Genomic DNA, 19,611 nt, shown 5'->3' with positions numbered 1-19,611 from the left:
CGTCCGGCACGGCACAGCCGTCGAGCAGCACACAGTCGAGCACCACAGGGTCGAGCAGCACAGAGGAGACGAGAAGCACATGGTGGTACGCGGGTTCCTGGGGCGTCAGCGCCGCGAGTACGAGGCACCGACGCCGCACCCGTCCGGCGCCCGCCCGCCCAAGCTCCCCGGCGAGCTGATCCCCAAGCACGTGGCGATCGTCATGGACGGCAACGGCCGCTGGGCCAAGGAGCGCGGGCTGCCGCGCACCGAGGGCCACAAGGTCGGCGCCGAGCGCGTGCTGGACGTCCTCCAGGGCTCGGTCGAGATCGGCGTGCGCAACATCTCCCTCTACGCCTTCTCCACCGAGAACTGGAAGCGCTCGCCCGACGAGGTCCGCTTCCTCATGAACTTCAACCGCGACTTCATCCGCAAGACCCGCGACCAGCTCGACGCGCTGGGCATCCGGGTCCGCTGGGTGGGCCGGATGCCCAAGCTGTGGAAGTCGGTCGCCAAGGAACTCCAGGTCGCCCAGGAGCAGACCAAGGACAACGACCGGCTGACGCTGTACTTCTGCATGAACTACGGCGGCCGCGCCGAGATCGCCGACGCGGCCCAGGCCCTCGCCGAGGACATCCGCGCGGGCCGCCTCGACCCCTCCAAGGTCACCGAGAAGACCTTCGCGAAGTACCTCTACTACCCGGACATGCCGGACGTCGACCTCTTCCTGCGCCCCAGCGGGGAACAGCGCACCTCCAACTACCTGCTCTGGCAGAGCGCCTACGCCGAGATGGTCTTCCAGGACGTGCTGTGGCCCGACTTCGACCGCCGTGACCTGTGGCGGGCCTGCCTGGAGTTCGCCTCCCGCGACCGCCGCTTCGGCGGCGCGATCCCGAACGAGGAGCTGCTCGCCATGGAGGGCCGGACGGAGGACTGACCCTTGGCCGAGGCCGGTGGGGAGAACGTGGAGCTGGAGTACCGGGCGACGGCCCGGGACTTCCGCGAGGCGGTCCGCGCGTCCGCCCGTGCCTCCTCGGCCGGCCGGTGGGGGAGGGGGCTGCTGCTCGTCTCCGGCGCCCTGGGACTGGTCCTGGCGGCGGTGCCGACGCTGCTCGGCGCCGTGCCCGACCCCAAGGTGCTGGTGATGACGGCCGCCCCGGTCCTCGGGCTGCTGGTCCTCCCACGCGTCGAGGCCCGCCGGCTCCACCGCCGCGCGGCACCGCTCGGCGTCCACCGCACGGTGCTGGACCTCTGGGGCGTGACCGTGGAGCACGACGGGGGCACCGAGCGGGTGGCCCGCTGGTCACAGGTGTCCCGGTACGCGGAGACCCCGCACACCTTCGTCCTGCTCGACGGGCACTCCCAGGTGCCCCGCTTCACCGTGCTGCCGAAGCACGGCCTGCGCGTCCCCGCCGACGCCGACCGGCTGCGGGCCGTCCTCGCCCGGGAAGGCCTGGCCCGGCTGTGATGCTCGGCCTGGAGCGCTCGGCCTGTGGCCCGCAGCGCTGGAGATCCCCGGCTCTCCCCGACGCATGCCGGAACGGTCCCACCATGATGCCCTGGGCGCGCTCTGGTACGTGCGGGCGTCCTGCCGCGGCGCGTACGGGGCCTTCGTGCCGTAGCCGAGGGTGGTGGCCGAGGTGTGGTTCACGGAGAACGTCTCCCGGCACGGCTCGCGCCCGGCGACCGACACCCCGGACGGCGACGCGATCCTCGCGCTGTGGGACAGGGCGTCGAGCGAGGGTCGAACTCACTTCACGCGGACGGGAGTGCGGGCCCCGGGTGCGCGCCCTCGAAGCCGCCATGGCGAAGATCGGGTACGGCAACCTCGGCGAGAGGGAGATGCGGGAGATGCGGGACACGGCCACGCGGCTGGTGCGTGACCTGGTCCGGATGCTCTGCAACGAGAAGGAGACCGCCTTCAGGGCCGGCTGCCGCCCGGTGTCGAGGCACAGCGCCGTCTACGACACCGATGCGGCCCGGCCGGCCTCACGAGATCTTCGCCGCGCACTCCTCGCAGGTGCCGAAGATCTCCACCGTGTGGGCCACGTTCACGAAGCCGTGTTCCGCCGCGATCGCGTCGGCCCACTTCTCGACCGCCGGGCCCTCCACCTCCACGGCCTTGCCGCAGACGCGGCAGACGAGGTGGTGGTGGTGCTCGCCGGTGGAGCAGCGGCGGTACACCGACTCGCCGTCGGAGGTGCGCAGGACGTCGACCTCGCCCGCGTCGGCGAGGGACTGGAGCGTGCGGTACACGGTGGTGAGCCCGACCGAGTCGCCTTTGTGCTTGAGCATGTCGTGGAGTTCCTGCGCGCTGCGGAACTCGTCGACCTCGTCGAGAGCCGCGGCCACGGCCGCCCGCTGCCGGGTGGAACGACCTCGTACGGGTCCGGCGGTCGTCACCGTTGCCTCCTCACGTAGCGGTCTTGCGGGGCCATTGTGCCAGCCCGCGCGCGCCGGCCGGGTCGCCGCGGACGCCGGTCAGCCCGTGGACCCCTCGACGGAGGCCCGGCTGGCCGGGACCGTGTCCTTGGTCCTTACGGCCCCTTCGGCCGCGCCGGTCCGCGCGATCCCGCACTCCGCCGGGTCGCCGGCCGGCGGCTCCAGGGCCTTCGCGCGCCGCCTGGACAGCGGGGTGGCCAGCGCGGTGAGCAGCATGAACGCGGCGATGGCGAGCAGCACGATGGTCGCGCCGGGCGGCACGTCCTGGTAGTACGAGGTGACCGTGCCGCCGATGGTCACGCAGACCCCGATGGCGACGGCGACCGCGAAGGTGGCCGCGAAACTGCGGGTGAGCTGCTGGGCGGCGGCGACGGGGACGACCATCAGCGCGGAGACCAGCAGCAGGCCGACGACGCGCATGGCGACCGTCACGGTGACGGCCGCCGTGACCGCCGTCAGCAGGTTCAGCGCGCGCACCGGCAGGCCGGTGACCCGGGCGAACTCCTCGTCCTGGCTGACCGCGAACAGCTGCCGCCGCAGGGCCAGCGTCATCACGATCACGAACGCGGCCAGGACGCAGATCGCGGTGATGTCCTGCTGTGACACGGTCGACAGCGAGCCGAAGAGGAACGACATCAGGTTGGCGTTGGTGCCGCCGGGCGCGAGGTTGATGAGCATCACACCGCCCGCCATGCCGCCGTAGAAGAGCATGGCGAGCGCGATGTCGCCGCGCGTCCTGCCGTACCAGCGGATCAGCTCCATCAGCACGGCACCGGCCACGGACACGAGCGTCGCCGTCCAGACCGGGGACCAGGACAGCATGAAGCCGAGGCCGACGCCGGTCATCGCGACATGGCCGATGCCGTCGCCCATGAGGGCCTGGCGGCGCTGGACGAGGTAGATGCCGATGGCGGGGGCGGTGATGCCGACGAGGACGGCGGCCAGCAGGGCCCGCTGCATGAAGGCGTAGTCGAGGATGTCCATCGTGGGTGCCTTCTCAGCTCAGCAGGCCGGTGCGGACCGGCTCGACGCCGGGGGCCGCGTGCGGGTGGACGTGGTCGTGGCCGGGCAGGGCGTGCTGGCCGAGCGCCTCCGGGGGCGGGCCGTCGTGGGTGACGCAGCCGTCGCGCAGGACGACCGCGCGGTCGATCAGCGGCTCCAGCGGACCCAGTTCGTGGAGGACCAGCAGCACCGTCGTGCCCTTGGTGACCTGCTCGCGCAGGGTGGCGGCCAGGACCTCCTGGCTGGCCAGGTCAACGCCCGCCATCGGCTCGTCCATGATCAGCAGCTCGGGTTCGCAGGCGAGGGCGCGGGCGATGAGGACGCGCTGGTGCTGGCCGCCGGAGAGGGCGTTCACCGAGTCCTTGGCGCGGTCCGCCATGCCGACCAGCTCCAGGGCGCGCCCGATCGCCTCGCGGTCGGCCCTGCGCAGGATGCCGAGGCGGGTGCGGGAGAGCCGGCCCGAGGCCACGATCTCCGTCACGGTCGCCGGGACACCGCCCGCCGCGGTCGTGCGCTGCGGTACGTACCCGACGCGCCGCCAGTCGCGGAAGCGGCGGCGCGGGGTGCCGAACAGCTCGATCTCGCCGTCGCTCACCGGTACCTGCCCGATCACCGTGCGGACGGCGGTGGACTTGCCGGAGCCGTTGGCGCCGAGCAGCGCGACGACCTCACCGCGGTGGACGGTGAGGTCGATGCCGCGCAGGACCGTGCGCGAGCCCAGTTCGGCGCGGACGCCGCGCAACGAGATGACGGGCTCGGTCATGCCTGCTGCCTCCGGATGGTCGACGAGGTCATGTGGCCCCCAGGGCTGTCCGGAGGGCCTTCAGGTTGGCTTCCTGCACCGCGAAGTAGTCCTTGCCGCGCGACTTCGCGGTGATGCCCTCGATCGGGTCGAGGACGTCGGTCCTGAGGTTCGCGTCGGCGGCGATGGTCTTCGCGGTCTTGTCGCTGACCAGTGTCTCGTAGAACACGGTGGTCACGCCGTCGGCCTTCGCCATGGTCTCAAGTGCCTTGACCCGCGCGCCACTCGGCTCGGACTCGGGGTCGAGGCCGGAGATGGCCTCCTCGGTGAGGCCGTAGCGCTCGGCGAGGTAGCCGAAGGCGGCGTGGGTGGTGATGAAGACCTTGGTGTCGGTGTTCTTCAGACCGTTCTCGAACTGGTCGTCGAGCGCGCCCAGCTTCTCGACCAGGGCCTCGGTGTTGGTCTTGTAGGTGTCCGCGTGGTCCGGGTCGGCCTTCTCGAAGGCGGCGCCGACACCCTTGGCGACCTCGGCGTACTTCACGGGGTCGAGCCAGAGGTGGGGGTCCTTGCCCTCCAGCTCCTCGTTCTCGTGGTCGTCGTGCTCGGCCGAGTGGCCGCCGACCTCGTTGCCGTGGTGCTCCATGGCGGTCAGCGTGGCGGCGTCGATCTTCGTCCCGACCTCGGACTGCGCGACCGCGTCGTCGACGGAGGGCTGCAGGCCCTTGAGGTAGAGCACGGCGTCCGACTCCTGGAGGGCGGCCGTCTGCTTGGCGCTGATCTCCAGGTCGTGCGGCTCCTGGCCGGGTTCGGTCAGAGTGGTGACGTGCACGTACTTCCCGCCGATCTGCTCGGCGAGGAAGGCCATCGGGTAGAACGACGCGACGACGTCGAACTTGTCCGTGTTGCCTGCGGCGGCGCTGTCGGTGGAACATGCCGAGAGGGTGGCGAGGCCGAGTGCGGTGGCCACCGCCGCGGCGGTCCCGGATATGAGGGGACGCGGGCGTCGTCGTACGTTCATGACAGTCATTTTCATCTTATCTGGAAACGATTGTCAACAAGCCTGGTGGTAAGCCCTTGGTAAGGCCTTTGTCCGGCTCTCGTCCCCTCCTTCCGGTCTCCTTCTCCGAACCGATTTGATCGGAGGGCAGCCCCCGCCGGTAACCTGAGGCATTCGCTCTGAAGCGCGTTCGCTTCCCTCCAGGAGCGCATCGCTTCGTCGCCCGTCGTCGTAATGAAGAGAGCACCGTGGCCGCCGACAAGATCGACACCATCGTCAGCCTGAGCAAGCGCCGTGGCTTCGTATTCCCGTGCAGCGAGATCTACGGCGGCCAGCGTGCCGCCTGGGACTACGGACCGCTGGGTGTCGAGCTCAAGGAGAACATCAAGCGTCAGTGGTGGCGCTACATGGTGACGTCGCGCGAGGACGTGGTCGGCATCGACTCGTCCGTCATCCTGGCCCCCGAGGTCTGGGTCGCCTCCGGCCACGTCGCCACCTTCTCCGACCCGCTCACCGAGTGCACCTCCTGCCACAAGCGGTTCCGCGCGGACCACCTGGAAGAGGCGTACGAGGCGAAGAAGGGCCGCCTGCCGGAGAACGGCCTCGTGGATGTCAACTGCCCCAACTGCGGCACCAAGGGCCAGTTCACCGAGCCCAAGCAGTTCTCGGGTCTGCTCTCCACGCACCTCGGCCCCACCCAGGACACCGGCTCCGTCGCCTACCTGCGCCCCGAGACCGCCCAGGGCATCTTCACCAACTTCGCCCAGGTGCAGACCACTTCGCGCCGCAAGCCGCCGTTCGGCATCGCCCAGATGGGCAAGTCCTTCCGTAACGAGATCACGCCCGGCAACTTCATCTTCCGCACCCGCGAGTTCGAGCAGATGGAGATGGAGTTCTTCGTCAAGCCGGGCGAGGACGAGAAGTGGCAGGAGTACTGGATGCAGGAGCGGTGGAACTGGTACACCGGCCTGGGCATGCGCGAGGAGAACATGCGCTGGTACGACCACCCGGCCGAGAAGCTCTCCCACTACTCCAAGCGCACCGCCGACATCGAGTACCGCTTCCAGTTCGGCGGCAACGAGTGGGGTGAGCTGGAGGGCGTCGCCAACCGCACCGACTACGACCTCTCCGCCCACTCCAAGGCCTCCGGCCAGGACCTGTCGTACTACGACCAGGAGTCCAGCGAGCGGTACACGCCGTTCGTCATCGAGCCGGCCGCCGGTGTCGGCCGCACGATGCTGGCGTTCCTGCTCGACGCCTACACCGAGGACGAGGCGCCCAACGCCAAGGGCAAGCTGGAGAAGCGCACCGTGCTGCGCCTGGACCACCGCATCGCGCCGGTGAAGGTCGCGGTGCTCCCGCTCTCCCGCAACCCCGAACTGTCCCCGAAGGCGAAGGGGCTCGCCGCGGCGCTGCGCCAGAACTGGAACATCGACTTCGACGACGCGGGCGCGATCGGCCGCCGCTACCGGCGCCAGGACGAGATCGGCACGCCGTACTGCGTGACCGTCGACTTCGACACGCTCGACGACAACGCGGTGACCGTGCGCGAGCGGGACTCGATGAAGCAGGAGCGGGTGTCGCTGGACCAGATCGAGGGCTACCTCGCCGGGCGGCTGGTCGGCGCCTGAGCGATTGCCCCGCTCGTGTGAGGGAGCGGCCGCGGGTTCACCGTAGGTCGTAACCGGTCGCGGAGTTCCCCGCGCCCCTGACGGGGCCGGGGAACTCGGCGTTTGAAGGTCACGCCCATGTTCGTCACCCTCGCCCGCAGCTGCGGGCCGATCATGAGGTGGTCGAGCTTCTGCTCGTCCCGCCCGCCGGTGCCGTGGGTGCCCGGCGGGTTGGTGCCGTGGATGGTGGAACGGGTGCGGGTCGGACCCCGCCGCGCCGCCCAGTACCCGGGCGTTGAAGCGGTCCAGGGCGAGCGGGTCCTCCCTCTCGACGGTGAGCAGGATGTCCGCGTCGACCTCACCCATCACCCGGACGGTGTTCTCCACCCCGTCCCCAGCCGATGTCGTCCCGCACCGGCTCGGCCCAGTGTGAAGTCGTCCAGGACGTCTGGTAACAGATGACAGCTGACAGATATTGAAATCTGTCAGCTGTCATGTCATCGTGGTCGCATGACGACGACACCGAAGCCCCGCACCCTCGGCGCCACCGGCCCCCAGGTCTCCGCCCTCGGCCTCGGCTGCATGGGCATGTCCGCGCTGTACGGCGGGGCCGACCGGGCCGAGTCCGTCGCGACGATCCACGCGGCCCTCGAAGCCGGTGTGACCCTGCTGGACACGGGCGACTTCTACGGCATGGGCCACAACGAACTGCTGATCGGCGAGGCCCTGCGCACCGCGCCCGCCGCCCACCGCGAACAGGCCCTGACCAGCGTCAAGTTCGGGGCGCTGCGCGACCCGGACGGAGCCTGGTCCGGGTACGACGGCCGCCCGGCGGCGGTCAGGAACTTCGCCGCGTACTCCCTCCAGCGCCTCGGCACGGACCACATCGACGTCTACCGGATCGCCCGGGTCGACCCCGACGTGCCGATCGAGGAGACCGTGGGCGCCATCGCCGAACTGGTCGAGAAGGGGTACGTCCGGCACATCGGCCTCAGCGAGGTCGGCGCGGAGACGATCCGCCGCGCCGCCGCCACGGCCCCGATCACGGACCTCCAGATCGAGTACTCCCTCATCTCGCGCGGCATCGAGGACGAGATCCTGCCGGCCGCCCGCGAGCTGGGCATCGCGATCACGGCGTACGGCGTCCTCTCCCGCGGCCTGATCTCCGGTCACTTCACCCGGGACCGGCAGCTGGCGGAGGGGGACTTCCGGGCGTTCTCGCCCCGGTTCCAGGGGGAGAACCTCCTGCGCAACCTGGACCTGGTGGAGGCGCTGCGGAAGATCGCGGAGCAGAAGGGGGTGTCGGTCGCGCAGATCGCCATCGCCTGGGTGCTCTCGCGCGGCGAGGACGTCGTACCGCTGGTGGGCGCCCGCCGCCGGGACCGGCTCGCCGAGGCGCTGGGCGCGCTGGAGGTCACGCTGGACGCGGCCGACCTCGCGGCGATCGAGGACGCCGTCCCGGCCGGCGCGGCGGCGGGCGAGCGCTACCCCGCGGCCCAGATGGCACACCTCGACAGCGAGCGGTGATCCGTCCGCCGGGTACGGTTCCCCCATGTCACCGACCTCCGAGACCCTGACCCCCGAGCGCATCCTCGAAGCGACCGAGGAGGTCCTGCGCCGCCACGGGCCCGCCAAGGCCACCGTGGTCGACGTGGCCCGCGCGCTCGGCGTCAGTCACGGAAGCGTCTACCGCCACTTCCGCACGAAGGCGGTGCTGCGGGAAGCGGTGGCCAAGCGCTGGCTGGACCGTACGACGGCGACTCTGGCCGCCGTCGCCGCCGAGGACCGCGACCCGGAGGCCCGGCTGCGCGCCTGGCTGTCCGCCCTCTTCGCGGCCAAGCGCCGCAAGGCCGGGGACGACCCCGAGCTGTTCGCCACCTACCAGGTGCTGGCGGACGAGAGCGGTGAGGCCGTCGGCGCCCATATCGCCGACCTGACCGGCCAGTTGGCCGACATCGTCCGGTCCGGCGTCGCCGCCGGCGTCTTCGCCGCCACCGACCCCGCCGCCACCGCCCGGGCGGTGTTCCACGCCACCGCCCGCTTCCACGACCCCTCGTACGCTCCCACCTGGCGGCAGCCGGACATCGAGGCCCAGTTCGAGGCGGTCGTGGAGCTGGTGACGCGGGGCCTGCGGGCCTGACGCCGGCCCGGCCCGGCGCCTACGCCACGCAGAACTCGTTGCCCTCCGGGTCCCGCATCACCCACCAGTGCCCGGCGGGGCCCCGGTCGAACTCCTCGACCCGGGTGGCGCCGAGTGTCTCCATGCGGACGGCCAGCGCCTCCAGCCCGTCCGGGCCGGCGTGGACGTCGATGTGGAGGCGGTTCTTGCCCGACTTGGGTTCGGGGACGTCCTGGAAGAGCAGACGGCGGCCCTTGCCGACACCGGTGAACGGGTCGTACGGGTCGTCCGGGTGGCGGACGGCGGCGTAGCCGCGGAAGACGTGGTGGCCGTCGTGCTCGGCGACGGCCGCCTCGGGCAGGTCGCCGGTGGCCAGGAGATGGCTGATCAGCGTGCTGGGGTCCTCCACCTCGTAGCCCAGCGCCGCGGCCCAGAAGTCTGCCAGGGGCTGGGCGTCCCGCGAGTCGATGACCAGTTTCCAGTTCAGTGCGGCAGTCATGTAACCGGTTATATTGGTTACATGGGTTTGTCGTCCAGGGCATCGGCCCCGAAGGGGGCGTCGGGAGTGTCGGGCATCCGGTTGCGGTCCTACTCCGGGAACGTCTTCCGGTTCGATCCGGGCGCCCTCTGCCTGGAGCTGCTCATCACCGGCGGCCCCGGCGCCCTGACCCGCTACGAGGTGCTGCAGACCCCCGGCGACCTGGTCGCCTGGGCCGAGCAGTCCCGGCTCACCCCGACGCCCCCCGCCCTCGATGTCACGCAGGACGACGTGGCGTACGCCCGGCGGCTGCGCGACGCGCTGACCCGTACGGCCGTCTCCCGTGTCGTCGGCGGCGGGCTCCCCGAGCTGGGCATAGCCCCGGCGGACACCGCCGACCTCGACCTCGTCAACGACGCCGCCGCCCGCCCGCCGCTGGCCCCCGCCATCGGCGCGGACGGCACCCGGGGCTGGGCCCCCGGCCCCGCGACCGGCCCGCAGCTGCTGTCCACGGTCGCCCGGGACGCCGTCGACCTCCTCACCGGGCCGTACGCGCAGCGGATCCGCATGTGCGCCGGCGACCGCTGCTACCTCCTGTACGTCGACACCTCACGCCCCGGCCGCCGCCGCTGGTGCTCGATGGAGCACTGCGGCAACCGTCACAAGGTCCGCGCCCACCGTGTACGCCGCTCCGGGGCGGGCCCGGTCGAATGAGCGGCCGGGGCCGGGCGGCGGGTACGCCGGCCGGGAGCGGTCCACGAGAAAGGATGAACCCCATGACCACGCGATCCACCGGACTCACCAGGGACGCCGGATGGGAAGTCGGCGTCTCCCGCACCCTGCCCCAGTCGCCCGCCGCCGTCTGGGAGTTCATCAGTGGACCGCGCGGGCTGGAACTGTGGCTCGGGGCCGGGGCGCGGCTCACGCCCGAGCGCGGGGCGTCCTACGAGACCGCCGCGGGAGCCACGGGCGAGGTGCGCGGCTACCGGCCCGGTGACCGCATCCGCGTCACCTACGGCGACACGACCGTGCAGGTCGCCGTGTCGGCGGCCGGGGGCGGCCGGTCGGTGCTCGTCTTCCATCAGGAGCGCATGGCGGGCCCCGAGGAGCGGGAGCGCCAACGGGCGCACTGGCGGAGGGTGATCAAGCAGGTCGCGGAGGCGCTGGACCGGCGGGGCTGAGGGCTCGCTGACGGTCACGAGCCCGCGGGGCGGCCCCTGGTGCCGGGGGCGGTCGTGGGGCTGTCCGGGTGTGAGGGGGCCGGGGGCTGGTCGGGAGGCCGCCTGGGGGCCTGCAAGTGCCGGGGCGGTCACGAGGCCGCCCGGGCCCGGTTCCCCGGCGGTCACGAGCCCGCGGGGTTCACCGTCGCCTGGTGGGCCTCGGCGAGGTGTTCCTCCGCCTTCAGCCACGGCAGGAACTGCGCGCCCCTGCGCCAGCCGCAGGTGTCGCAGCGGATCGTGCGCTGCACCCCCGTGCGCTGGACCCGCACGGTGTGCTCCCGCCCGTGCTGGTCCCAGCGGCTCACCCTGCTCGTGTTGATCTGCCGCATGACCCCTCCGGCCGACACCCGCACGGTCCCGTTCCACATCCGTGAGGAGTGTGCGACAAGACCAACATCAACGGGGCGGATCTCACGAGGAGTTGTCCCAGGCGTTACCGGTTTCGTCGCGCGAGGCCCCGGCCTGCGACCCGGCCGGGGCCGCAGACCCGGAGCAAGCCGGAGAAACCGCTCGCACCGGCGGCCGCCCGGCCGTCCCGGCGCTCAGCGACGGCGACCGTGGACGGGCGTCGAGGGCTACGACCCGACACCCGCCGCGTCCCGGACCTCCACCGCCTCCAGGCGGCGGGCCGTCCGGTCGGCCGTCTCCCGGGCCCACACCCCGGTGGTCAGGGCCCCCAGCACCAGCACGGCGAAGCCGCACGCCGCGACGATCCACCAGGCGGGACGGGCCGCGGACACGAACGCGTCGGCGTACGAGGACGAGCCGATGCCCGCCGCCAGCACCGCGCCGATCACCGCGACCCCCAGGGTCTGGCCGATCTGGCGGCTGGTGGAGGCGACCGCCGCGGCGACGCCCGCCTGGGCGCGCGGCATCCCGGACACGGCCGTGTTGGTGATGGGCGCGTTGACGAAGCCGAAGCCGAGGCCGAACAGGACGTAGCCGATGACGAGGGTGACGTTCCCGGTCTCGGCCTCGAAGGCGGCGAAGAGCACCCCGCTCGCGGTCATGGCGATCCCGGCGACCAGCAGCGGCAGCCGCGGGCCCCGGCTGCCGACCAGCCGGCCGGCGACGGGCGCGCAGACGAAGCACAGGACGGCCATCGGCAGCATCCACAGACCGGCGTGCAGGGCGTCCAGACCACGCACGTTCTGCAGGTACAGCGTGGAAAGGAACAGGAAACCGCCGAGGCCGGCGAACGCGCTGACCGCTATCAACGTCGCCCCGCTGAACGGGGCCGAACGGAAGAAGCGCAGGTCGATGAGGGGTTCGTGGCGGCGGGGTTCGTACCGCAGGAGGCCGAGCAGCGCCGCGAGGGCGACCATGCCGAGGGCGAGGGTCTCGCCGGGCGGGGCGGTCGGCGCCTCGATGATCGCGTAGGTGAGGGAGGCGAGCAGTGCGATGACGAGGAGCTGTCCGACGGGGTCGGGGCGGCGGGCCTTCGGGGCGCGGGACTCGGGGACGAACCGCCAGGTCAGCAGGAGCGCGGCCAGCCCGACCGGCAGGTTGATCCAGAAGATCGAGCGCCAGCCCACCGACTCCACCAGGAGGCCGCCGATGATCGGTCCGGCGGCCATCGAGATGCCCACGACCGCCCCCCAGGCGCCGATCGCCCGGGCCCGCTCGCGCGGGTCCGTGAACGTGTTGGTGATGATCGACATGGCCACCGGGTTGAGCATCGAGCCGCCGACAGCCTGCACCATGCGGAAGACGACCAGCGACTCCAGGTTCGGCGCGAGGGAGCACAGCAGCGAGCCGGCCGCGAAGACGACCAGGCCCGCCATGAAGACCCGCTTGCGGCCGATCCGGTCCGCGGTGGAGCCCGCCAGCATCAGCAGGGCCGCCAGGACCAGGGTGTAGGCGTCGATCGTCCACTGCAGGCCCGCGAGGCTCGCGTCCAGGTCGCGCTGCATGGAGGGCAGGGCGACGTTCAGGACGGTGTTGTCCAGGCTCACGATCAGCAGGCTGATGCAGCAGATCGCGAGCACGAGCAGACGGTGGCGGCGGCTGAGCTCGGACATGCGGACCATCGTACGCCCGACTCTATAGTGCGCCTAACTAATGAATCGCGGGCATGGGGCCGGGTGCGTGACAATGGGGGAATGTCCACGCCCGTCTCCCTCGCGCCGGCCCCCTTGCGGATCGGCCCGCACACCGTCACCCCGCCCGTCGTCCTGGCACCCATGGCCGGCATCACGAACGCGCCCTTCCGCACCCTGTGTCGGGAGTTCAGCGGCGGCAAGGGCCTGTTCGTCAGCGAGATGATCACCACGCGGGCGCTGGTCGAGCGCAACGAGAAGACCATGCAGCTGATCCGCTTCGACGCGACCGAGAAGCCGCGCTCGATCCAGCTGTACGGCGTGGACCCGGCGACCGTCGGCAAGGCCGTCCGCATGATCGCGGAGGAGGGCCTCGCCGACCACATCGACCTCAACTTCGGCTGCCCCGTCCCCAAGGTGACCCGTAAGGGCGGCGGCTCGGCCCTCCCGTACAAGCGGAACCTGCTGCGCGCGATCCTCCGCGAGGCCGTGAGCGGGGCGGGCGACCTCCCGGTCACCATGAAGATGCGCAAGGGCATCGACGACGACCACATCACCTACCTCGACGCCGGGCGCATCGCCGTCGAGGAGGGCGTCACCGCCATCGCCCTGCACGGCCGCACCGCCGCCCAGCACTACGGCGGCACGGCGGACTGGGACGCCATCGCCCGCCTCAAGGAGCACGTCCCCGAGATCCCCGTTCTCGGCAACGGCGACATCTGGTCGGCCGAGGACGCGCTGCGGATGGTCCGCGAGACCGGCTGCGACGGCGTGGTCGTCGGGCGTGGCTGCCTGGGGCGGCCGTGGCTGTTCGCGGACCTGGTGGCCGCGTTCGAGGGGCGTACGGAGGATCTCGCGCGCCCCGCGCTCCGGGAGGTCGCCGACGTCATGGTCCGGCACGCCACCCTGCTGGGCGAGTGGAGCGGCGACGAGTCCAAGGGTGTCGTCGACTTCCGCAAGCACGTGGCCTGGTACCTCAAGGGCTTCGCGGTCGGCTCCGAGATGCGCAAACGCCTCGCCATCACCTCCTCCCTCGCCGAACTCCGCTCCGGCCTCGACGAGTTGGACCTCGACCAGCCCTGGCCGACCGGCGCCGACGGCCCACGCGGCCGCACCTCCGGCAACAACCGCGTAGTCCTGCCGGACGGCTGGCTCAAGGACCCGTACGACTGCGCGGGCGTAGAAGAGGAAGCCGAACAGGACACGTCCGGCGGCTAGCCGCCCAGTTCCGCCGATACTCCGCCCGAGCCGCCGGGCACGCGCCCCGTCAGGGGCGCGGGGAACGGCGCGAGCAACCCCCTACAACCCGCACCCGCCGAAGCACCCGCACCCCCGAGCTATCAGGCGCAGCCGAGCACCCACGACGAACCCGCACCCACCCACCATCCCCCACTACAACGCCGCCCCCCCCACCCCACCCAGCGGAGCGCTCACGCTCCGCCGACCGCGGTGAGCAGAGCCAACGGCGCCGCCGCCGACCGCGACTCCCGCACACACGCGTGCGGATACGGAACCGGCTCCGGATGCGTGTCCCGCCCGTACCCGGCCAGCACCTCCGGCAGCCGATGCCCCGCCGCCGTCGCCGCGTCCACCATGCCGGAGGCCACCGTCCGGGCCTCGTCGTGCAGCCCGTACCGCGCGAGCCCCAGCGTGATCAGCGCGTTGTCGTGCGGCCACACGGAACCCCGGTGGTACGACAGCGGGTGGTACGCGGACTGCCCGGCGGCCAGCGTCCGCACCCCCCACCCGGAGAAGAAGTCCGGTTCCAGGAGCCGCCGGCCCACCAGCTTCCCGTACTCCTTGTCCAGCAGCCCCGACCACAGCAGATGCCCCGCGTCCGAGGCGAGCGCGTCGACCTGCCTGCCCTCGCCGTCCAGCGCCAGCGCGGGGAAGCCGTGCCGCGGCATCCAGAAGTCCCGCTGGAAACGGTCGCGGAGATCGCCCGCCGCCTGTTCGAGCAGCGCCGCGTACACCTCGTCCTCCCAGACCGTGCGCGCCAGGACGGCGGTGCGGCGCAGCGCGTCGTACGCGTACCCCTGCGCACCCGCCGCCATCACCGGCCCGGCGGCGGGCCGGCTGCCGTCGGCGGAGCAGATCGAGCCGGGGGAGTCCTTCCAGTTCTGGTTGGCGAGGCCGCCCTGGTCGGCGCGGTAGACCAGATAGCCGCGCGAGGTGAGCCCGCCGTGGTCGAGCATCCAGCCGACCGCGGCCCGCGCCTGCGCTTCGAGACGGCGGGCGAGGGTGACGTCCCCGGTCTGCTCCACATACGCGCCGAGCAGCACGAGGAACAGCGGCGTCGCGTCCACCGAGCCGTAGTAACGCCCGTACGGCACCTGCCCGAAGTGCGCCAGCTCACCGTGCCGCACCTCGTGCACGATCTTGCCGGGCTGGGCCACCGAGCCGACGCCGACCTCCGTCGCCTGGGCCGCGGCGAGCGCGAGCAGGGTGGCGGCGGCCGGCTCCGGCCGGTAGGGGAGCGTGAAGAGGGAGGTGAGCAGAGCGTCCCGGCCGAGCAGGGTCAGGAACCACGGCGCCCCGGCGGCGGGCACCCGCAGGACCTCACCCTCCGGCCCGGTCGCCGGCACCTGGAGCGCGGCCAGATCGGCGAGCCCACGCGCACACGCGGCGGCCAGCTCCGGCCAGCCGGTGGGGAACGCCACGCCCTCCATGAACTCGCCCTCCACCGCCAGCAGCCGCTCCCGTTCGGCGTCCGGCGAGCGCGGCACCCGCAGGGCCCGCCGGTCGCCGTGCGGCCGCGCCATCACCCGGCAGGTCAGCTCCACCGAGCCGTGCGGCGCCACATCGAGGGCCCAGACCAGGCGCCGCGCCCCCGTCCCGGTCTCCTCCACACCGTCCGGCGCGGGCTCGGCCGTCACCGTCGTGCACGACCGCCACTCGCCCCGCCGGTAGCTGAACTCCACGCCGTCGTCGAGGACTTCGCGCTTCCTGACGACACCGCTCTTGGCGTAGGTACGGAAGTCGGAGCGCAGCTCGAACTGGTCGGTGAAGTCGGCGTCCGCGGTGATCGCGATACGGACGGTCGTCGCCACCGGACGGTTGCTGGTGACCCGCAGCGTCTCCACGAACGAGCTGTCGGAGACGGCCTGTTCACGGAAGAGCGTGTACGCGGGTGGCTCCCGGCGTCCGCCCCGGGGCACGAGCACACAGCGCGCGGTGTCCCCGTCGGCGACCGGTGTGAGCGTCTCGGGGACCGCCCCGTCGACGGTCAGCTGCCACCGGCTCAGATGCCGGGCGTCCCGCACGAACAGCCCGTCCGGTGCACTGCCGCCCCGCACCCCGCTGATGTCGCCGCCGTCGCCCACGGCGGCGAACGTCCCGCCGCGCACGAGCAGGTGATGCCGGTCCGTCATCCCCGGTCCCCTCCCTGGTCACTCATGCCGTCACTCATGCCATTACTCATGCCTGCCGTCACTCACGCGTCTCTCATGCCGTCAGTGATGTCGTCACCCATGCCGAACACGACCTCGTCGTCGTGCTGCCGCTCGTCGTACGGTCCGTGAAGCCACCCGTGGTCGGGGCCGTCGACGCGTCCATCGACATGGCCCCCGTCATGGCCGTGACCGTGACCGTGACCGTGTCCGTGGTCGCGGCCGTGGTCCCGGTCGTCCCCGTGCAGCAGGTCGACCGTGAGCGCGGCGGTCCAGCCGAAGCCGAGCGCCCCGCAGGCCTCGCCCGTGTACGGGTCCACGTACTCGGCGAACCCGGACGCCCCCGCGATCTCCAGCAGCGCCGCCCGCAGCGCGTCGGCCCGGCCCGGCTCCCCGTGCAGCCTGAGCCCCCGCTCCAGCAGCCAGTTCGTGTTGAACCAGGCGGGCCCGCGCCAGTACCGGTGCGGATCGAAGGCCTCCCCGGTCAGGTCGTACGACGGCACGAGCCGGGTGGTCGCGCCGAGTCCGAAGTGCGGGCCGTGGAGCGTCCGCACGAGCCCGGCCGTGATCTCGCGCGGAAGGCCGGGGAGCAGGAGGGGAAGGAGCCCGGAGACACCGCGCTCCGGCAGGAGGGCGTCCGTGATGACGTCCCGGCACAGGAACATCTCCCGCGCCGGGTCCCACAGCCGCTCCACCAGCGCCGCCGTCAGGCGCTCGGCCCGCGCTTGCCGGGCGGTCCCGGGGGCGCCCAGTTCCTTGGCGATACGCGCGAGGGCGTGCTCGGAGGCGATGAGGAGGGCGTTGAAGGCCGGGTCCTCCACGGCGAACCCGCCCTGCCCGTCGGCGTACCCGGCGTCCCGGTAGTCCGTCGCGAGCCGTACGTACCGCCCGTAGTCCACATCGGTCGGCCGGTCCTCGGCCGCGCCGTGGTCGAGGTCGGCGCGGCGGAAGGAGCGGGCCGGGGCGGGGGTGATCCGGGCGAGGGGCGCGTCCCAGGCGGGGCTGTTGTCCATGCCCTGCTCCCAGGGGTGGACCACCGACACCAGGCCGCCCCCGCCCAGGTCGCGGCGGTGCAGCAGATAGCGGTGCCAGGCGGCCAGCCGCGGATACATCCGGGCCAGGAAACCGCGCGCCCGGGAGAGCCCGGGGTCCGCCCGGTGCACCAGCCACACCGCCAGCGCGTGCACCGGCGGCTGCACGATCCCCGAGGTCTGCGTGGTGCGCGGGGCGCCCGCGGCGCGTCCCGCGGTCGAGGAGCGCCAGAAGTCGGGGCTCGGGAAGTACGCGTCCAGCGGTACGGAGGGGCTGAACACGATGTGCGGGATCCGCCCGTCACCCCACTGCGCGCCGAGCAGGGTCTCCAGCTCGGTCTGCGCCCGCAGTGGTGACAGATGGCGCAGCCCGATCGCGATGAACGCCGAGTCCCACGACCACTGGTGCGGATACAGCGTGCGCGACGGCACCGTGGACCGGCCCGTCCAGTTGTCGGCCAGCACCCGCGCCGCCGCGCGGCGCAGCGAACCGTTCGAGAAGGCTGAACCGGTCGAGCCGGTCAGAGAGGTCGGGGCGGTCGCCGCCGTCGCCGACGCGGCCGGATCGTATACATCGCCGCCGACGTGCGCGCCTGTCCCTGGCCGACGGGCGGTGAGCTGGGTTGTGCGATCCACGCAGGGCTCCTGGAGAGCAAGGTGCCGACGGGTTCGGCAGTAGCTACCGTAGGGTTACGTCTACTTAACACGCAAAACTCAATATGTAATGCAGAGTTGGTGAACGCAAGAGGGTGCGCGGGAGTGAATGTCCGTAGGGGCCGCGACAATGGCGGCATGAGCAGAAGGGCCGTGAGGGTGGGCAGTCATGCCGGTGCCGGAGATCTGCTGGAGCTGGTCCGCAGCGGCCGGGCCACCACCCGTGGCGCGCTCCAGCAGGCCACCGGCCTGTCCCGGGCGACCGTCGGCCAGCGTCTGGACCGTCTCTTCCGCGCGGGCTGGCTCCGCGAGGGCGCCGGCGGCCCCGTCGACTCCCCGCTCGGCGGACGCCCTTCCATCACCCTGGAGTTCGACGACGCGCACGCCCTCGTCCTCGCCGCCGACCTCGACACCCGCCACGCCCGCGCCGCCCTCGTCTCCCTCACCGGCGAGATCCAGGCGGAACACACCGGCACCCTGGTCATCGACGAGGGCCCCGACGCCGTACTGGACGAACTGGGGCGCTGGTTCGCCGAGTTGCTCGCGAAGGAGGGGCGCCCGGCGCACGCGGTCTGCGGCATCGGCCTCGCCGTGCCCGGCCCCGTCGACAGCGACACCGGCCGCGTCGTCCAGCCCCCGATCATGCCCGGCTGGGACGGCTACGACATAAGAGGCCGGCTGGCCCGCGCCTTCACCGAACACGCCTCCGGCCCGGCCGGCGTCCCGGTCCTCGTCGACAACGACGCCAACCTCATGGCGTACGGCGAACAGCGCACCGGTTACGCCGACTGCTCGGCCTTCGCGCTGGTCAAGGTGTCCACGGGCATCGGGGCGGGCGTGGTGGTCGGGGGTTCGATATACCGGGGCATCGACGGCGGCGCCGGCGACATCGGCCACATCCGGGTCCCGCAGGGCGCGGACGCGCTGTGCAAGTGCGGCTCGTACGGCTGTCTCGCGGCGGTCGCGAGCGGCGGCGCCGTGGCGCGACGGCTGGCGGAGGCGGGGTTGCCGACGGCCTCCGGCTCGGACGTACGCGACCTGCTGGCCGCCGGGCATCCGGGCGCGACCGCGCTCGCGCGGGAGGCGGGCCGGGTCGTCGGGGACGTGCTGGCGACGGTGGTGACGCTGCTGAACCCGGGCGTTCTGATGATCGCCGGAGATCTGGCCGGAACCCCCTTCCTCACCGGTGTCCGCGAACTGCTCTACCAGCGCGCCCTGCCCCGCTCCACGGCCCACCTGGACGTGGTGACCTCCCGGCTGGGGGAGCGGGCGGGCCTCGTCGGGGCGGCGGCACAGGTCGTCGAGTACTTGTACGCGCCGGAGCGCGCCGAGGAACGGCTGGCGGCGCTGGGGGTGTGAGGCGGGCGCAGCCCTCCCGGGCCGACGGGCCCGCCCTCGCCACTCCGGCCGTGGTGACGCGTACGACCGGACCGAGTGACCGGACCCCTACGACCGGACCCCTACGACCGGGCCCCTGTGACCGGACACCGGACCCCTGTGACCGGACCCGAGCGGCCGGACTCGTATGACGGGACGGGATGACGAGCGTGTTTCCGTCCCGAGCGCTGGTCCGCATGGTGAAATCCCGGCTGCCCGGAGGGCGTGATTCTCGCCACCTCTGATAGGGCTTCCGCTCAGATGAGCGATTCATGGGCGGTTCCGCGACTTCAAAGGGTGGCACTCCGTGCCACCCTTTGATCGTTCATCGAGCGAACTCAGGCGTGCCGAATGGCGCTCAGGTGAGCGCTTTGCAGGCCTGGCGGGCTGGGTCGCGTTAAAGAGGTGAACACATCGCGGCGCTGTTCCTTGCCAAGCCTTGACTTTCGATGTCCTGGCGGACGGGTGGTTACAGGCGCATGACGCGCAAGTGGACGTACCCAGGAGCCTTCGATCTGGGTATGTTCCTGGC

At 72.1% G+C, this 19,611-nt stretch carries 18 protein-coding genes; 9 read left to right on the top strand and 9 right to left on the bottom strand.

The genetic code is table 11. The features are described from left to right. Nucleotides 1-79: 79 nt before the first annotated feature. The gene (locus tag STRBO_RS0132415; protein WP_005479184.1) at nt 80-916 is read left to right on the top strand and encodes an isoprenyl transferase; all 837 of its coding nucleotides are present in this window, start codon (nt 80-82) and stop codon (nt 914-916) included. A 3-nt stretch (nt 917-919) separates the two neighbouring features. Beyond that, complete coding sequence (locus STRBO_RS0132410) at nt 920-1,447, top strand: YcxB family protein (protein WP_005479183.1); 528 nt, start codon at nt 920-922, stop codon at nt 1,445-1,447. A gap of 521 nt (nt 1,448-1,968) precedes the next feature. Here STRBO_RS0132410 and STRBO_RS0132405 read toward each other — a convergent pair. The 4 genes from STRBO_RS0132405 to STRBO_RS0132390 all read right to left on the bottom strand — a co-directional run bounded on the left by STRBO_RS0132405 (nt 1,969) and on the right by STRBO_RS0132390 (nt 5,183). Then, a complete protein-coding gene (locus STRBO_RS0132405) occupies nt 1,969-2,382 on the bottom strand; it encodes a Fur family transcriptional regulator (protein WP_005479181.1) in 414 nt (137 codons plus the stop codon). A 78-nt stretch (nt 2,383-2,460) separates the two neighbouring features. Next, entirely contained in the window at nt 2,461-3,405 is a 945-nt protein-coding gene (locus tag STRBO_RS0132400) for a metal ABC transporter permease (protein WP_005479179.1), read from the bottom strand. Between the two features lie 13 nt (nt 3,406-3,418). After that, the gene (locus STRBO_RS0132395) at nt 3,419-4,186 is read right to left on the bottom strand and encodes a metal ABC transporter ATP-binding protein (protein ID WP_005479177.1); all 768 of its coding nucleotides are present in this window, start codon (nt 4,184-4,186) and stop codon (nt 3,419-3,421) included. A 28-nt stretch (nt 4,187-4,214) separates the two neighbouring features. Then, nucleotides 4,215-5,183, bottom strand: a complete 969-nt coding sequence (locus tag STRBO_RS0132390; RefSeq protein ID WP_020665646.1) for a metal ABC transporter substrate-binding protein — start codon at nt 5,181-5,183, stop codon at nt 4,215-4,217. Between the two features lie 227 nt (nt 5,184-5,410). Between STRBO_RS0132390 and STRBO_RS0132385 the strand changes: the two genes are divergently transcribed. The 3 genes from STRBO_RS0132385 to STRBO_RS0132375 all read left to right on the top strand — a co-directional run bounded on the left by STRBO_RS0132385 (nt 5,411) and on the right by STRBO_RS0132375 (nt 8,912). Then, nucleotides 5,411-6,793: a glycine--tRNA ligase gene (locus STRBO_RS0132385; protein ID WP_005479171.1), complete on the top strand. Its 1,383-nt coding sequence runs from the start codon at nt 5,411-5,413 to the stop codon at nt 6,791-6,793. A gap of 489 nt (nt 6,794-7,282) precedes the next feature. Further along, a complete protein-coding gene (locus STRBO_RS0132380) occupies nt 7,283-8,299 on the top strand; it encodes an aldo/keto reductase (protein ID WP_005479168.1) in 1,017 nt (338 codons plus the stop codon). Nucleotides 8,300-8,324: 25 nt separating this feature from the next. After that, the gene (locus STRBO_RS0132375; protein WP_005479166.1) at nt 8,325-8,912 is read left to right on the top strand and encodes a TetR/AcrR family transcriptional regulator; all 588 of its coding nucleotides are present in this window, start codon (nt 8,325-8,327) and stop codon (nt 8,910-8,912) included. Between the two features lie 19 nt (nt 8,913-8,931). On the opposite strand, the gene STRBO_RS0132370 is transcribed toward STRBO_RS0132375, so the two are convergent. Beyond that, a complete protein-coding gene (locus STRBO_RS0132370; RefSeq protein WP_005479164.1) occupies nt 8,932-9,390 on the bottom strand; it encodes a VOC family protein in 459 nt (152 codons plus the stop codon). A gap of 21 nt (nt 9,391-9,411) precedes the next feature. On the opposite strand from STRBO_RS0132370, the gene STRBO_RS0132365 reads away from it, so the two are divergent. Together STRBO_RS0132365 and STRBO_RS0132360 are read left to right on the top strand one after the other, a co-directional pair. Continuing rightward, complete coding sequence (locus tag STRBO_RS0132365; RefSeq protein ID WP_202498813.1) at nt 9,412-10,083, top strand: CGNR zinc finger domain-containing protein; 672 nt, start codon at nt 9,412-9,414, stop codon at nt 10,081-10,083. A gap of 53 nt (nt 10,084-10,136) precedes the next feature. After that, complete coding sequence (locus STRBO_RS0132360) at nt 10,137-10,550, top strand: SRPBCC domain-containing protein (protein ID WP_005479161.1); 414 nt, start codon at nt 10,137-10,139, stop codon at nt 10,548-10,550. Nucleotides 10,551-10,711: 161 nt separating this feature from the next. On the opposite strand, the gene STRBO_RS0132355 is transcribed toward STRBO_RS0132360, so the two are convergent. Together STRBO_RS0132355 and STRBO_RS0132350 are read right to left on the bottom strand one after the other, a co-directional pair. After that, nucleotides 10,712-10,918 carry a hypothetical protein gene (locus STRBO_RS0132355; protein WP_020115417.1) on the bottom strand — a complete coding sequence of 69 codons (207 nt, stop codon included), beginning with the start codon at nt 10,916-10,918 and terminating at the stop codon, nt 10,712-10,714. Between the two features lie 246 nt (nt 10,919-11,164). Beyond that, nucleotides 11,165-12,610 carry an MFS transporter gene (locus STRBO_RS0132350; protein WP_020115416.1) on the bottom strand — a complete coding sequence of 482 codons (1,446 nt, stop codon included), beginning with the start codon at nt 12,608-12,610 and terminating at the stop codon, nt 11,165-11,167. A gap of 81 nt (nt 12,611-12,691) precedes the next feature. On the opposite strand from STRBO_RS0132350, the gene dusB reads away from it, so the two are divergent. Next, nucleotides 12,692-13,846, top strand: coding sequence for a tRNA dihydrouridine synthase DusB (gene dusB / locus STRBO_RS0132345; protein ID WP_005479158.1), 1,155 nt, complete (start codon nt 12,692-12,694; stop codon nt 13,844-13,846). A gap of 212 nt (nt 13,847-14,058) precedes the next feature. On the opposite strand, the gene STRBO_RS0132340 is transcribed toward dusB, so the two are convergent. After that, the gene (locus tag STRBO_RS0132340) at nt 14,059-15,999 is read right to left on the bottom strand and encodes an amylo-alpha-1,6-glucosidase (RefSeq protein WP_005479157.1); all 1,941 of its coding nucleotides are present in this window, start codon (nt 15,997-15,999) and stop codon (nt 14,059-14,061) included. 62 nt (nt 16,000-16,061) lie between these two features. Continuing rightward, entirely contained in the window at nt 16,062-17,684 is a 1,623-nt protein-coding gene (locus tag STRBO_RS0132335) for an MGH1-like glycoside hydrolase domain-containing protein (protein WP_005479156.1), read from the bottom strand. Between the two features lie 156 nt (nt 17,685-17,840). On the opposite strand from STRBO_RS0132335, the gene STRBO_RS0132330 reads away from it, so the two are divergent. Continuing rightward, nucleotides 17,841-19,061: an ROK family protein gene (locus tag STRBO_RS0132330; protein WP_202498812.1), complete on the top strand. Its 1,221-nt coding sequence runs from the start codon at nt 17,841-17,843 to the stop codon at nt 19,059-19,061. Nucleotides 19,062-19,611 lie beyond the last annotated feature (550 nt).

Origin of the sequence: Streptomyces bottropensis ATCC 25435, from assembly GCF_000383595.1 — a bacterium.
In the GTDB taxonomy this organism is placed as follows: Bacteria; Actinomycetota; Actinomycetes; order Streptomycetales; family Streptomycetaceae; genus Streptomyces; species Streptomyces bottropensis.
The sequence above is the reverse complement of the archived record's forward strand: the minus strand, read 5'-3'. Positions and strand labels throughout refer to the sequence as shown.